Genomic DNA, 14439 nt, shown 5'->3' on the forward strand with positions numbered 1-14439 from the left:
ATGTTCAAAACCATTTTTACTTTTCTGCGGCAACAGCTGCCGAAATTGAAACCCTCCTGGCCCCTGCTCGGTGCTGTGCTCTGGGTGCTCGCCCTCATCCTGGTGTGGTGGCTGGGCCCTCGTCTCGAGGTGCGCGGCACCAAGCCGTTCGAGCCGCTGTGGGGGCGGGTGGTGTTCACCCTGCTCTGGCTCTGGTTGCTGCTGGGAGTGGTCTCCTGGCGGGTGTGGCGCAAGATGCAGCAGCTCAAAGCCGAGCGCCAGCGCGAGGTGGTGCTGGAGCAGGATCCGGTCAAGGGGCTCATCGACAGGCAGGCGCTGTTCCTCGATCGCTGGCTGCAGGCGTTGAATACTCATCTGGGTAAGGGGGCGCTCTACGCCATGCCCTGGTATCTGGTGCTGGGCCTGCCCGGCAGCGGCAAGAGCAGCCTCATTCACCGCGCCAACCCGGCCAACAAGCTCAACCCGAGACTCGACACCGAGCTGCGCGACGTGGCGCAGGATCAGCTGGTGGATTGCTGGTTGGGGGAACAGGCCGTGATGCTGGATCCCGCCGGTGTGCTGCTCTCCCAGAGCGAAGCCGAACTGGATCCGCAGGCCCGCAAGCATGAGCGGCTCTGGCTGCATCTGCTTGGCTGGCTCAATGAACACCGTCGTCGTCAGCCCCTCAACGGCCTGGTGCTGACCGTGGATCTGGCCTGGCTCTCCCACGCCAGCGTGGCCGAGCGCAAGGCCTATGCCCAGCTGATGCGCTCGCGCCTGCAGGAGGTGTCGGCCACCATGAATACCCGGTTGCCGCTCTATGTCACCTTTACCAAGCTCGATCTGCTGCGCGGCTTTGAGGTGATCTACCAGCAGCTCGACAAGGAGGCCCGCGAGGCCGTGCTGGGGGTGACCTTCAAGCCTGGCGCCGACTGGCAGCAGGATCTGGCCCTGTTCTGGGATCAGTGGGTGGACAACCTCAACCAGAATCTGCCCGAACTGATGCTGAGCCGGCTCGATGCCGCCCAGCGCAACGCGCTGTTCTCGTTCGTGCGCCAGCTGGCGGGCCTCAAGGATTACGTGACCAGCCTGCTGGCCGAGACCCTGGCCATCGAGGAGAGCAAGCCGCTGCTGGTACGCGGGGTCTATGTCAGCTCCGTCTATCAGCAGGGGGTGCCGTTCGATGCGTTTGCCCAGGCGGCCTCCCGCCGCTACAACCTGCCAGAGCCCATCCACTCGGCCCTGCGCGGGGAGTCCAACACCTATTTCGTGCGCCAGCTTTTCTCCTCCATCATCTTCCCGGAGGCCCATCTGGCCGGGGAGAACCGGCTGCACACCCTCTATCGCCGGCGCCGCATGGCCATCGGCCTCAGCTGTCTGTCGCTCTTCTCGGCCGCCCTCATCGGTGGCTGGCACTACTTCTATCGGGTCAACGAGGAGGCGGGTCGCAACGTACTGACCAAGGCCCAGGCCTTCATGGAGACCAATGAGGTGGCCGATGCCCACGCCTTCGGTGTGAGCCAGCTGCCGCGCCTCAACCTCATTCGCGAGGCGACCCTCTCCTTTGGCAACTATCGTGAGCGGATGCCGCTGGTGGCGGACCTCGGTCTCTATCAGGGGGACGAAATAGGTCCTTATGTGGAGGGTTCCTACCTGCAACTGCTGAGCCTGCGCTTTCTGCCGGCCCAGATGCAGGGGTTGCTTGAGGATCTCAAGCAGGCACCTGCGGGGAGCGAGGAGAAGCTCGCCATCCTGCGGGTGATGCGGATGCTGGATGATGCGTCCGGTCGCAACAAGGAGCTGGTGGCGCAGTACATGGCGAGCCGCTGGCAGAAAGCCTTTCCGGGGCAGGGGGCGGTACAGGAGCAGTTGATGGGGCACCTGGACTATGCCCTCGATCACACCAACTGGTATGGCGCCAGAGCCGAGCGGGATCAGGCCGCCATCACCGCCTTCGTGCCCTTCAAGGAGCCGGTTTACGGTGCCCAGCGCGAGCTCGGCAAGCTGCCCATGTATCAGCGGGTCTACCAGAATCTGGTGGTGAAGGCGAACGACGTGCTGCCGCCGGATCTCAACGTGCGTGACGAGGTGGGCCCCACCTTCGACACCGTGTTTGCCCTGCGCAGCGACAACGCCGGTCAGGTGCCGCGGCTGCTCACCTGGCCCGGTTTCAACGACTTCTTCCTGAAACAAGACAAGGCGCTCATCGATCTCACCGCGATGGATGCCTGGGTGCTGGGCCAGCGCAAACTGAGCCAGCTGAGCGAGGCGGATCGCAAGGAGATCACCCGTCAGGTCAACGACCGCTACGTCACCGATTACGTCAACCAGTGGCAAAAACTGCTGACCAATCTGGACGTGCAGACCCTGGAGAGCCCGGAGCAGGCGCTGGACGTGCTCGCTGCCATCACCGGCAACGATCAGCCGTTCCAGCGGGTGCTGGCCTCGCTGGATGACAACACCCGCATTCGCAAGATCTCCGATGTGGAAGGGGATCCGGCCCAGGCCATCAGTGCCCGCATCGGTCGTCCCTTTATGGCCACTAATGGAGTATTGGCTGGACGTGGCGAGCAGGGGCCGCTCATTCAGGAGGTCAACCAGAAGCTGGTGGAGCTGCAGCACTACCTGGAGCTCATCGTCAACGCCACCGAGCCGGGCCAGTCCGCCTTGAAAGCGGTGCAGCTGCGCATGACCAACAAGTACGCCGATCCGGTGTTCGCCCTGCAGCAATATGCCCGCAGTCTGCCGGCTCCGCTCGATCGCTGGGTGGGTCAGCTCTCCGAGCAGAGCTCGCGGCTGGTAATCGACCTGGCCATGTCCTCCCTCAATCAGGAGTGGCAGGACAAGGTGCTGGCCCCCTTCAACAGCCAGCTGGCCGGTCGTTATCCGTTTGATCCGAGCTCGAACAAGGATGTGCCCCTCTCGGAGATGGAGCGCTTCTTCGCACCTAACGGGACGCTGGACAGCTTCTATCAGGTCAACCTCAAGCCTATGGTGGAGAGCGGCCTGATGGAAGGGGAGTTCAGCTCCCCCATCCAGGCCGAGCTGGTCAAACAGCTGGACCGTGCGGCTCGCATCCGTCAGATCTTCTTCAGTCAGCAGGGCAACCTGGAGGTGCAGTTCGCCCTCGAGCCCATCGAGCTCACTGCCAACAAGCGGCGCAGCGTGCTGAACCTGGACGGCCAGTTGCTGGAATACGCCCATGGCCGCCGTACCAAGATCCCGCTGGTATGGCCCAACACCATGCGCGACGGGGCCGAGAGCAAGATCACCCTGGTGCCGGCCGCCCGCGAGCGCTCACCGCGCAGCGAAGGCTTCGTCGGCCCCTGGGCCATGTTCCGCCTGATGGACAAGGGGGAGCTGACCCAGGTCAATGACGCCACCTTCGATGTGCGCTTCCCGGTGGATCAGGGGGCCATGACCTATCGCGTCTACACCGACAGCGCGCAAAACCCCTTCACCGGCGGCCTGTTCAGCCAGTTCAGACTGCCCGAATCCCTCTATTGATCGCGTCGGGGGCACGTTGTGCCCCCTTCCTGCGTTGGAAGTCCATATGTCACAGAATCAACAAGGTCAGCAGGCCCTGAAAGTGGGGCGCGACCCCAGGATGTTGCCGGAGTACGAGGCGCTGCGGGCCGAGATCAACAAGCTCAGCCACGCTTCGCGCCCCGAGGTGGACTGGCAGCGGATCCATCAGCTTGCCAGCCTTATCTTCGAAAAACACGGGGTGGATCTGCAGACCGCCATCTACTTCACCCTGGCCCGTTCGCGCCTGCAGGGGCTGAGCGGTTTTACCGAAGGGTGCGAGTTTCTCGCCAACCTCATCGTCACCCAGTGGGAGAGCTTCTGGCCGCCGGTTCATCAGGAGCGGGCCCGCATCGAGATGCTCGACTGGTTCATCGCCCGCATCAGCGACGTCATTCGCCAGTACCAGATCAGCCACGAGGACAAGCGGCTGATCTATCGCTGCGAGCGGGCGCTGCAACTCATCAGCGAGAAGCTGCACAACGCGGATCTGAGCCGCATTCCCCGGGTCGAGAATCTGGTGCACTTCATCGAGGGATATACCCACCTGTTCGATGAGACCGAGATCGTCATCGTCTCCGACGAGCCAGGCCTCAAGGAGGATCTGCAGATCCCGCCCATGGTGTTCTTCAAGTCCGACATGGAGAGTGATCACGGCGGCACGGTTTCGGCATCGACCCCGCACCTGCCCCAGGGCAGCATTCTGGTGGGGCGCGAGAAGGGGCAGGTCAAGCCCACCGTGCTGAAGATTGAGCAGCACCGCCGGCAGCGTCCCGCCTGGTTCTGGTTTGGCTGCGGCCTGCTCAGCTGCGCCCTGCCGGTGATGGGGTGGCTGGGCTGGCAGCAACATCAGCAGGAGAAAACCGTGGCGGCCCAGCGTCTGGTGCAGCCGGCCGCCGAGCTGCCCCGAGCCCTCAGCTACGACGACATTCGCCAGGCCCGCATCGTGCTGGGGGAGCAGACTCTGCAGAACATGGAGAGCGATCTGGTGGCCCGTTACCAGAACCAGTTGACCCGGCTCGAGCAGACGTCGCCGCTCTACTGGTATCGCTACGGCGAGGGGCTGCGCAACTCGCTCTCGATGCTCTATCCCGACTCGCTGGCGGTCAAGGCGCTGGACAAGCAGTGGCAGGTGCAGCTTGGCGGTCAGCAGGGGGATGTCATCAGCGTGCCCACCTACCTGGATGCCCGCGCCGGGGTGGATGCCCTGCTCGATCAGCTGCTGGAGTTGGAGCGCCAGCGCAAGACGGTGACCATCTCCTACCTCAAATCCCAGCTCTACGAAGTGCAGAAGAACCTGATGCAGAACATCCCGTTCAGTCTGCGCCTCGGTGAACTGGAGGCGAGAAAAGCCTCCCAGGAGCCCATCACGGCCGCCGAGCTCAAGAGCCTGGAAAATGATCTGAAAGCGCTCAACATCCGCCTCTATCAGCTGCAACAGGGCGTTTCTGGTAGCTGAAAATGCCGCCCTGAGCAAAAAATTGCGCAAGGTGTGGTGAGTTTGACTGGCAAGGCAAGGTTTGCCGGGAAACTTGCCCTGTCTTGCGCAATAGATTGCAGCAGATTGGTCTGATGCCGCGAGCTTGAATCGTAATTGACTGATTTTTAATGTGATTGTGGGCGACTTTGCCATGGCATGGAGGCTGCTGGGTCGCCGCTTCAACTGTCTCTGCACCAGGCTGCGCTTGCACCATGGTTGCCCCACGGAGAATCCAGATGTGCCCTTCTATTGCATTGCTCGGTGACATCGGCACCGACCACGATGGTTTCCACCCATCCCCCGTGATTGCCGCCAGCCCAGATGTGTTCCTCGATGGCAAGCCGGTGGCCCGCCAGGGTGATCCGCTGGCCCCCCACGACAAACCCAACAATCCACCCCATCCGCGCAGCATCTCGGGCGGCGTCGGCTCTGTGCTGGTCAACGGCAAGCCCATCGCCGTGACCGGCACTGCCGTCGGCTGCGGCGGCGTGGTGATTGGCTCAGGCAGCGGACAGGCAGGTTAAGGAGCGCTTCATGGCAGACAGCACAGGATTACAATTTACCGTCAAGGTGGGGGCTCTGTCCGAGAGTACCTTCGTGGTGGCCGAGTTTGCACTGGATGAGGCGCTGAACCGGCCGTTCAACCTGCGGCTTGAGCTGGCAAGTGCCCAGCCCGACATCGACTTTGGCGCCGTGTTGGACCAGCCGTGCGAGCTGCTGGTGTGGTACAACGGCGAGCTGCAGCGTCGGGTGTGCGGGGTGGTCAGTGACTTCGCGCAGGGTGACAGCGGTTTTCGCCGCACCCGCTATCAGTTCATGGTGCAGCCGGCCCTGTGGCGGCTGTCACTTCGCCAGAATTCCCGCATCTTCCAGGCGCAAAAGCCCGATGAAATCCTCAGTATTCTTTTGCAAGAGCATGGCATCACCGACTATGCCTTTGCGCTCAAGAATGAGCACACCAAGCGGGAATACTGTGTTCAGTATCGGGAGAGTGACCTCGATTTCGTGAACCGCCTCGCCGCTGAAGAGGGGATGTTCTACTTCCACGAATTCGAGCAGGGCAAGCACCGAATCGTGTTTGCTGACGACGCGGCGGCATTGACTCAAGGCCCCGAGCTCTTCTTCAACCTCGGCAACCGCTCCCTGGAACAGGGGCCCTACGTCCGTCAGTTCCACTATCGGGAGGCAGTGCGTTCGAGCGATGTGGAGCTCAAAGACTACAGCTTCAAGACGCCGGCCTATGGCCTCTCCCACAAGAAAGTGGGGACGGAGCTTGCGCATCAACGGGATACCTACCAGCACTTCGACTATCCGGGCCGCTACAAAGCGGACCAGAGCGGCAAGGCCTTTGCCCAGCACCGGCTCGATGCCCTGCGCAATGACGCTGTGGCGGGCCAGGCTAAGTCCAACTGCGCGGCCCTGCTGCCGGGGCAGAGCTTCTCGCTCACCGAACACCCCAACGGCAGCCTCAATACCGACTGGCAAATCGTGCGCATTCAGCACATCGGCTTGCAGCCGCAGGCGCTGGAAGAGGAGGGGGACAGCGGCCCCACCGTCTACCACAACGAATTTGGCGTGGTGAAAGCCAGCACCACCTGGCGGGCACGCATCGGCAGCCCGGAGGCCCCTCACAAGCCGATGGTGGACGGCCCGCAAATCGCCATGGTGGTGGGTCCCGAGGGGGAGGAGATTTACTGCGACGAGCACGGCAGGGTGAAGCTGCAATTCCCGTGGGACAGATATGGCAGCTCCAACGACCAGAGTTCCTGCTGGGTGCGAGTCTCCCAAGGCTGGGCCGGCGGTCAGTACGGCATGATGGCGATACCCCGTATCGGTCACGAGGTCATTGTGAGTTTCCTGGAGGGGGACCCCGACCAGCCCATCGTGACCGGCCGCACTTACCACGCCACCAACCGGCCCCCCTACGAGTTGCCGACCAACAAGACCCGCACTGTGCTGCGCACCGAGACCCACCAGGGTGAGGGCTTCAACGAGCTGCGTTTTGAAGACCAGGCGGGGCAGGAAGAGATTTACATCCACGGTCAGAAAGACCTGAACGTGCTTATCGAAAATGATGCCGCCTGGCACATCAAGCACGACCAGCATACCGATATCGACAATGAGCGGGTGACGCGCATCAAGGCCAACGACCACCTGACGGTAGAGGGCGAGAAGCGCGACCAGATAAAAGCCGACTACTCGCTGACGGTGGATGCCAGCCTGCATCAGAAGCTGGGGCAGTCCCTGCTGGTGGAAGCCGGGCAGGAAGTGCATATCAAGGTGGGCGACAAGCTGGTGCTGGAAGCGGGTTCTGAAATCACCCTCAAGGGAGGCGGCAGCTTTGTGAAAGTGGACCCGAGTGGCATCAAGCTGGTGGGCCCCGCCATCAAACTCAATGCCGGCGGCAGCGCAGGCTCAGGCTCTGGCTGGGCTGGCAAGGCCCCCGTAGTGCCCAAGGGGGTTGAGGTGGTGAAAGCCCCTGAACTGGTTGAACTGGTCAAGGCGATTGCCACCGAGAAGGCGATGGAGGCGCTGCTCAAGGAGCAAGGGCCTGCACAGACCTTCTTTGTGCCATCCCGCTAAGGGCCATAGCTTGTACGATTACGAGTGAAAAGAAGAAGATGAAAATCTTATATCCAATGCAAGTGGGCGGCGGTGACGCGCCCAAAGAGGTTGCCTCACTTGAAGAGTTCATCGGCATGCTCAATGGTGAGCCGGGCGGCACTTTCCTGCTAGGTGGCAACCGTATTTGGCATGGCGGCATTCATTTAAGCGACAAGGGGGGTTGGGATCCAGGGGGCGCCTTACGAGCTATTGCCGATGGAGAGATAGTGGCCTACCGCATCGCGTCCGATCCCGTTTCCGTAACGTTGGAGCCTGAAGAGGGAAAGCCAGGTGAGCCAATTACTCTGCATACCTCCCCTTCATTTTGCCTGATCCGGCATCGCTATGAGGCTACAGAAGAAGTTTCCGGACAGCAGCAGCCAAAGCGCAATACCCTTACCTTCTACTGCCTCTATATGCATATAGCCTGTAAAAACGCTTATCAGGGTGAGCCTGAACGGCATGTGCTGACAGGGAGCGGTGTCGCTATATACAAGGCCACTGCAAGTCTGCAGTTTCAGAAAGAGGACAAGCTGGGTACGGCTCGCAAGGGGGCTGAGGTTACCTTGATTGGAGCTCCCTCGGAACGAAGGAATCTGAGAAATGAACCTTACTCTTATCAGCTAGTCAGTTATGCGGCCCCAAAGGGCGGTGATCCGTCAGAGTTTTATGTAGCATCACAATTTATCAAGGAAGAGCGCAAGGTTGAGCCCGATTGGATGATGGCGAAGCAAGATATTCCTTCTCTCTATCCGATAAGCCGCAACAGCTATCTGCGTAAAAGCAAAGATCAGGGTGAAGCTGTGGCTGCGGGATTGCCAAAAACGAGTAAAGTCGCACGAACCACTGCTCAGCCTGTCGTATTTTCCAATATGAAGGAGTATCTCGAGGTTGAAGTCTGGAATATTTCTCAAGGCAAGCTGACCGATGATAAGGGAAATGTTGTGCCCAATGCCTCTAAGGGTGATCGTTATTGGATTGCCAAAGAGATGTTGGGTCAACCCAGCGATGCCGTTTGGCATACCCCCCTTGTTTACGACAAAGTGGAGCTACGACATACCAATCCCATTCCAGTCAAGGGTGGTGAGGTGGTCGGGCATTGGGGGGAGCATGAGACACCGAAACCGACGGCCAATGGCTTTGTGCTTAATGAAGATCGTAAAGCCATACATATGGAAATATTTGTCGCAGAGAGTGACAAGGAGGCTCTTGGTAAATGCATCAGCAATGAAGGGAAGTTGGTCAAGGGACAAGAGTATTTGCTGCTCAAAGAGGGAGGGCAGGCAGATACTTATAAGTTGACCAAGGAGAATAATAAATTCGGTTACAGCAAGGTGGGAGCCTTTGGCCCGCAGGAGGCTCCCAAGCCGATAAATACTCAGGATATCGTGACCCATGGTGCCGACAAATTTGTGAAGGTGGCCGAAGATCAGCATGTCCTTATCAGTGGTGATACCCGATTGGTGAGTCAACATGAGTGGGCCAGACTGGGTGTGACATTGGTTGATGGCGGCTCTGATCCCGACGGATTCCTTGACAAGGCTGACACTGATGGCAAGGAGGGGGGAGACTTTTTCAGTACCCTTTACGAAGAGCTAGTGACAGATCGGGATGGTGATGGCAGTATCAGTTCCGATGAAATCAAGGCTGCGATGGCCGAAAAAATGGTCGCAGAAAAAGTGCGAAAGCTGTTTATCAAGCACGAAAGTGAATGGGGAAAGCGCGATACGTGGCCAAGGCTCAAGCAAGAGCTAAAAAACATGCCCAATCTGTATAAATATGTACTGGAAGTGACCAATGACATGGCCTGGATAGAGCAGGCTGCTGAAGTAGTGGGTGATACCAAACCTTGGTTTATTCATCCGGCTGGAATGATGGGGCTGGTGGCTGATCCTGTCTCTGATGATGAAATGGATGAAAAATGGCTCATAGTTACCAAGGGGCAGCTTACATTTGACGCAGAAGGAAATGATGTTGAAAATAGTACTTTCTTCTCAAGAAGAATCCATTGGCCAGGTAATAGTGAGTCTGGTGTAACCATCGGTCGTGGATATGATATTGGAAGTCGCTCAAAAGAAGAAGTATACCGTGATTTATTTGGCTCAGGGGTTCCTGATAATATCGCCTCATTAATATCCGATGGTGCGGGAATAAAAGGGGGGGCTGCATCTAATTTTGTTTTGGCAAATAAAAACTCGACCTTAATAACTAGGAAGTCACAACATCGTTTATTTGAAAAAATATACCCTGATTATGTTCTCAGGGCAAAATCAAACTATGAGCGCTGGACTACAGCTCAAAGTATTAACGATGCTAATATCCCAAGTGTATCTATATCTGATAAAATCAATTGGGAAATCTTAGACGATAAGGTTAAAGATGTTATTGTTGATTTAGTTTATCAGGGTTTTACGAAAGGCCCCAAGCCCATGATCTATGGAATGTTAAATGATAGACAAAAATACGCCGATTACATCAAAAATAACCCCACCTTGAGCCAATATGAACCAGGGCGTAAAAGAGCTAAATATCTAACTGGAGAATAACTGTGAAAAGACTATCTTTTTTCCTATTTTTTATATCATTGAATGTGTTTTCAAGCACAGATAGTAATTGTGATATCTCTGCGCCAGCTACCAATCTTGCTGCTTGTTATGAAAGTAAATCAATACAAGCTGATACTGAGTTAAACAAAATATATAATAATTTAAAGTCTACATTGTCATCTAGTGGTTATGATAAACAATCTAAAGAAAAATACTGGAGTCAACTGGTTCAATCCCAAAGGAATTGGATTAAGCTCAGAGACGCTCAGTGTAACGCAAGGGGGACTTTCTTTGAAGACAGTTCTATCGCTCAACAGATAGAAATTAAAAAATGCCTTATGAATGTGACAAAGGAGAGAGTATTTTTCTTGAATAATGAGATTCAATTCATTCATGATTTACCTTGATAGGCAAGGCTGATTGCCAAGGAAGGTCCTGCATCAGCTTTGTGCCTATCAGATGGTTTTGTAGCACATTAGCTGTTTTTTACAAAACAGCATGTTAGGTAAAAAATATAGAAGGAAGCGGCCTTTCCAAGTCGCTTCTTTAATTTGGTTGGTAGTTATCCAGTAACAAATTCAGTCTAGACATCCATCATGGGGAGACGTTGATCCAGTAAGTCTATATGGTGGAAAATCTGGGACATCCAAGATTTTTGACCCTGCTAGATGCTCAACCATTTACTCAGCAGGAGATGGGGGGAAAGTGGTATGGACGGCTTTGTCGAGACTGGCGAGGTTTTGTTGAACAGCGTATTATAACTCTAGAGTAACTTAAATGAATAAATATTTGGTCTTGGTTTTTATTCTGTTGTCTTCTGTCTGCCGTGCTGAAGATATTGGCGTAGACTATCGATGCTTTGTTAGTCCCAATGGTAAAATTAAAATGCGAATGATGTGGGCCTCCACTGTAGATTGGGTTGGAGGATATGTTCAATATGGGAAAAACAAAGATAAAATAACTATAGTCCAAGTGAATTATGAAGAAGAGACGAATGATGAAGGTCGACCATATGCTGTTAATAGTGACTGGGTTGAAATAATTGATGGCAAGGTAAATGGACGGTATCACTTTGGTTACCAAGGTGCTAACTTTGACAATGTGTTTTATATAAATGCTAAAGGAAAGAGATTTGATTTTTCTCAGGCATTAGAAAATTATGAGGATTGTTTTTGATTACGGTGGTTGTGAAATACCGAACCGAAGTGCCTTCATAAATTGAGGTGTCACCACATCTTATAGGTTATTTATTATAGTTGGGAGACAGCCACTCCCCCAACATAGCTTTATTCACAAGCGTTGTGTATATAGAGATAGTAGAGTTATAGTTATACTGGATAGATATCAAATAAGGTGTAACTATTCATGATAGTCCTAGGCTATTTTTTTTGCATCATCGATAGCAATGTTCGATGTAAGTCAATGTGATGAGCTTGATTTAACAGCGCAATTTAAGTGTGTTGAAACTTTGTATAACAAGTCAGATGCAGAACTAAATAAAGTATATAAAAATCTTTTTTTCATACTTACAAAATGATTATGAAGGGATTGGTGAACCGAGAACAAAATACTTAAAGTTAGCTCAGCGTGACTGGATTAAATTTCGTGATTCGAGTTGTAATTTTTAAAATCCACAAGGTATGGGGTCTGGAGGAGAGGGTTTTGGTATCGAATACCTTACCTGTCAGCTTAGGAAGACTGTTGACAGAATAGATTACTTAAATAAATTCAACCAAAATTAAGGCGATTGTCTAAGAAGTGATTTCACTTCATTAAAAGGCAGAGCTAAAAACAAAGTTTCAACTCTGCCAGATATGATTATTTATATCGCTAATACAATATAAATCTAGGATATCCACCATTTTGAGCGAAGCACTCCGGCAATTTTTCTTTAGCTATGGGCAGAGGGAGAGCGCCATCTCCCGTGGCCATTGCCGCCGGTGAGACCATAGGCTATCTCGGCCTGGTGGATACGCCGGGTTCCCTTATCGGGGGCAAGAAGAGCAAGCATCAAGTCCATCTTGAAGTCTTCACTCAGGATCCCAGACTGGACGATGTATTGGCCAACAAAGCTAATACAAAAGGCGGTGCCAGCTATGCCAAGGTGCCGGCCGAACTCATCTTGCACAAGAAGAAAAAGCAGGATGGTAAAGATCTCTGGGTGGCAACCGGTGACAAGAGTCTGGAAGCGCTGGTTGAATCACCAACGTTTGAAAAAGATGCCGCCAAGCAGGAGTGGGTCAGCATTTCGTCAGGAAAATATGTCAAGAAAGAGCAAGTGGAGCTTTTGAGCCAGCATGACTGGCTTAAGATTGGCTTTAAAAAGGTTGATGGTTCAGGATCAGATGGTTATCTGGACCCGGATGTGCCGCCTACTTTCTTTACCGAATTGGTAAACAGTTTCGATACCGACAAGAGCGGTGAACTTAGCAGTGAAGAGATACAGACCGCGCTGCAAAATAGCAGCAATGCAGAGCAACTTCACAAACTTATTATCAAGCATCCCAGCGAGTGGTATGAAAAATCGTCGGCCAGCAGTTATCTGTGGCTGGAAAAACTGATGGCTAAAATTGGCTTGCCTGATTTTGACCTGCTGGTGGATCACGAGAAACAGCGTATCGATAAGCTGGAGTGGATGCAGAGTGCAGCGAAGCTAAAGCTTGATAAGGCAGTTTGGCATATTCAGCCATTAACATTATCACGGCTAAATGGCAATCAGTGTTTGTGTGGTAGAGATATTGAACTGAAACATTTAGAAAGTGAAATCGAAGGGAAGGCTTCAGTGGAAAATTTATTTTCACGGTCATCATATGCTGGTATTACAAGTATTTCTGCAGATATCTTCCTCAAAGAGCTTAATGCGGCTATGAATTTCTATGGTGTTTCAACATGCCTTGATAAAATGCATTTCTTGGCACAATGTCTTGTTGAGACTGACTTTTTCAGAACAACGGAAGAATATAAGAATAAAGACGGCACCACTCCATCTAAATGGGGCGAATATGGTGGTGGAAGTTTCTATCATGGTCGAGGACTAATACAGATAACACATAAAAAAAATTACGAGAAATATTTGGCGTCAATTGATTTACTGCCTATTGATAGTGATAAGGTCGAGATGATTGCAAGTAAAATCCATCATGCAGTGTACTCTTCTGTATGGTATTGGGTTTCTGGCTCGGCATGGGGCGATATAAGAGGTTTCACGAAAAATAACGATTTCTTGAAAGTGACTATTGCTGTAAATGGTGGTTTTAATCATGTAAAAGAGCGAAATGAGTCACTGCTGAGATTAAGCAAGAGCATAGATTGTAGAAATGTAGACTTTTCCAAATTGAAATTTAAAAAGTTTGAGTTTTCTGAAAGTGCTCTTAAAGACTCTAAATGGTATAGCGCGTATAAAGATGGTTCAATGGTTAGGAAAGCGAATCAAGATCTGGAGTCTGTTAATGAATAATCCACCTCTCTTTTTTTTATTGACTATTTGTGGTCTTTTACCTTCATGGGTATACGCTATTGAAGGCTGCTCAGATGAAATATCTCATCAAGTTGAAACTAAAACTGAAAACGGTGAGCCGATTAGCATGCTTTCTATAAAATATAATGAGGAGGTGGAATCATTTACGGTACCTTTTACATCGGAAAATAGTTCATGTAAAAAAGTAAGCAATAATGGAATTATAAAAATTTCAGTTGTTGCTGATAGGCCTAATGTGAGCGCAGTATATTATTTTGATATGACTGAGAAAATTAATTATATAGGTAGTGCATCTATATTTACAAGCGCTGGCGAGGAGCGAGTAAGTGGTATTGGTGAGATAAATAAAGGTAATGATATTACTAAAATAAATTTGGAAGGGGTGGCAGATGAGGATTCTGCCATCATAAGCAAAATAATAGATGTCCCATATATTCATGTAAATAGTGAAGTGCCTGACTTATACAGTAAAATGCGATATATTGAGATAGATGAACTGTCAGAAAGCACAGGAAGCAAAATTTGTGACAGTGGAGATCGCGTTTTTTATTATTGTAAGACCACGTCAGGGCGTTATTTAAATTTATGTTACTCTCCATTTTCAGGAGATATAACCTATGCTTATGGTAAGCAGAAAAAAGAAATATCTCTCAATGACTACTCCTTAGTTGGTGACAGGTTTATTTTCAAAAATAAAAATACTAGCTACAATGTATCTCCTGAAAAGGGCGAAATTTCAGTCACACAGAATGGAAAAGAATTGGCTGTTATTTCATGCAGATGAAGATTAATATTAAATTATTATGCGTGACACCGGCTTAAGGCCG

The 14439-nt window shown here is 52.5% G+C and carries 10 protein-coding genes; all 10 read left to right on the plus strand.

Translation table 11 applies throughout. The features are described 5' to 3' along the window. The 10 genes from tssM to ACVDHI_RS05260 all read left to right on the plus strand — a co-directional run bounded on the left by tssM (nt 1) and on the right by ACVDHI_RS05260 (nt 14396). Complete coding sequence (gene tssM / locus ACVDHI_RS05215; protein WP_447211803.1) at nt 1–3486, plus strand: type VI secretion system membrane subunit TssM; 3486 nt, start codon at nt 1–3, stop codon at nt 3484–3486. A gap of 46 nt (nt 3487–3532) precedes the next feature. Next, nucleotides 3533–4963, plus strand: a complete 1431-nt coding sequence (locus tag ACVDHI_RS05220; RefSeq protein ID WP_447211804.1) for a VasL domain-containing protein — start codon at nt 3533–3535, stop codon at nt 4961–4963. A 257-nt stretch (nt 4964–5220) separates the two neighbouring features. Beyond that, complete coding sequence (locus tag ACVDHI_RS05225; RefSeq protein WP_017411057.1) at nt 5221–5508, plus strand: type VI secretion system PAAR protein; 288 nt, start codon at nt 5221–5223, stop codon at nt 5506–5508. Between the two features lie 10 nt (nt 5509–5518). Continuing rightward, nucleotides 5519–7567, plus strand: coding sequence for a type VI secretion system tip protein TssI/VgrG (gene tssI / locus ACVDHI_RS05230; RefSeq protein WP_447211805.1), 2049 nt, complete (start codon nt 5519–5521; stop codon nt 7565–7567). Between the two features lie 38 nt (nt 7568–7605). Then, nucleotides 7606–10134, plus strand: coding sequence for a pesticin C-terminus-like muramidase (locus ACVDHI_RS05235; protein WP_324062614.1), 2529 nt, complete (start codon nt 7606–7608; stop codon nt 10132–10134). Nucleotides 10135–10136: 2 nt separating this feature from the next. Then, nucleotides 10137–10541 (plus strand): lysozyme inhibitor LprI family protein, encoded by a 405-nt coding sequence (locus ACVDHI_RS05240; protein ID WP_324062612.1) that lies wholly within the window; start codon nt 10137–10139, stop codon nt 10539–10541. 370 nt (nt 10542–10911) lie between these two features. Beyond that, nucleotides 10912–11310: a hypothetical protein gene (locus ACVDHI_RS05245; RefSeq protein WP_316286979.1), complete on the plus strand. Its 399-nt coding sequence runs from the start codon at nt 10912–10914 to the stop codon at nt 11308–11310. A gap of 371 nt (nt 11311–11681) precedes the next feature. Beyond that, nucleotides 11682–11762 carry a lysozyme inhibitor LprI family protein gene (locus tag ACVDHI_RS05250; RefSeq protein ID WP_409070733.1) on the plus strand — a complete coding sequence of 27 codons (81 nt, stop codon included), beginning with the start codon at nt 11682–11684 and terminating at the stop codon, nt 11760–11762. A 296-nt stretch (nt 11763–12058) separates the two neighbouring features. Beyond that, on the plus strand, nt 12059–13591 hold the full coding sequence (locus tag ACVDHI_RS05255; RefSeq protein ID WP_447211806.1) for a hypothetical protein: 1533 nt from the start codon (nt 12059–12061) through the stop codon (nt 13589–13591). Next, nucleotides 13584–14396, plus strand: a complete 813-nt coding sequence (locus ACVDHI_RS05260; RefSeq protein WP_141651341.1) for a hypothetical protein — start codon at nt 13584–13586, stop codon at nt 14394–14396. The genes ACVDHI_RS05255 and ACVDHI_RS05260 overlap by 8 nt, the downstream gene beginning before the upstream one ends. Nucleotides 14397–14439: the final 43 nt, after the last annotated feature.

Source organism: Aeromonas sp. 25-248 (genome assembly GCF_053005425.1).

Bases quoted from the DNA above. Each gene is read 5' to 3' on its own strand.
- tssM (WP_447211803.1), top strand. From the start codon at position 1: ATGTTCAAAACCATTTTTACTTTTCTGCGGCAACAGCTGCCGAAATTG.
- ACVDHI_RS05220 (WP_447211804.1), top strand. From the start codon at position 3,533: ATGTCACAGAATCAACAAGGTCAGCAGGCCCTGAAAGTGGGGCGCGAC.
- ACVDHI_RS05225 (WP_017411057.1), top strand. From the start codon at position 5,221: ATGTGCCCTTCTATTGCATTGCTCGGTGACATCGGCACCGACCACGAT.
- tssI (WP_447211805.1), top strand. From the start codon at position 5,519: ATGGCAGACAGCACAGGATTACAATTTACCGTCAAGGTGGGGGCTCTG.
- ACVDHI_RS05235 (WP_324062614.1), top strand. From the start codon at position 7,606: ATGAAAATCTTATATCCAATGCAAGTGGGCGGCGGTGACGCGCCCAAA.
- ACVDHI_RS05245 (WP_316286979.1), top strand. From the start codon at position 10,912: ATGAATAAATATTTGGTCTTGGTTTTTATTCTGTTGTCTTCTGTCTGC.
- ACVDHI_RS05260 (WP_141651341.1), top strand. From the start codon at position 13,584: ATGAATAATCCACCTCTCTTTTTTTTATTGACTATTTGTGGTCTTTTA.